Consider the following 523-nt stretch of genomic DNA (forward strand, 5'->3'; position numbering starts at 1 on the left):
CGCCGTTGTGGGTGATGACGGTGTGGCCGTCGTCGGTGGTCATCACGAACACTCCCAGGCCGTAGTCCATGTTGGGGATGCCCGTCGGGTGCGGGGCGCACATCTCGGCCAGCAGCGGGGCCGGCAGCAGCCTGCCGCCCACGAGGGCGGAGATGAACGTGTGCAGGTCCTGAGTGGTGGAGATCATGTCACCGCCGGTGGAGATCCACGAAGGGTTCTGCCGGGTGACGTCGACCGTCTTCTCCTCGCCCGCGTCCTCGTAGCGGTAGTAGGCGTGGGCGTACGGCTCCGGGATCTCCGGCGAGGCGTCCGGCACCACGGTGCCCGACAACCCGAGCGGCCCCAGGATCAGCCGCTCCATCTCCCCGGCGAAGGAGCGGCCGGTGACCTTCTCGATCAGCAGCCTGGCCAGCACATAATTGGTGTTGGAATAACTCCACCCCGTACCAGGCTCGAACCGCGCCGGCTTCGACAACGCCAGCTCCACCAGCTCCTGCGGCCGGTAGGTCCTGAACCGGTCGTC

Annotated in this window: 1 protein-coding gene; it reads right to left on the reverse strand. The window is 67.5% G+C overall.

Features of this window, described 5'->3' with window-relative positions; translation table 11 throughout:
• Positions 1 to 523 (reverse strand): serine hydrolase domain-containing protein (locus ACTMTF_RS49470; protein WP_441117047.1); only part of this gene is annotated, 523 nt, incomplete at both ends.

The organism is Nonomuraea sp. ZG12, assembly GCF_052068115.1.
GTDB lineage: Bacteria > Actinomycetota > Actinomycetes > Streptosporangiales > Streptosporangiaceae > Nonomuraea.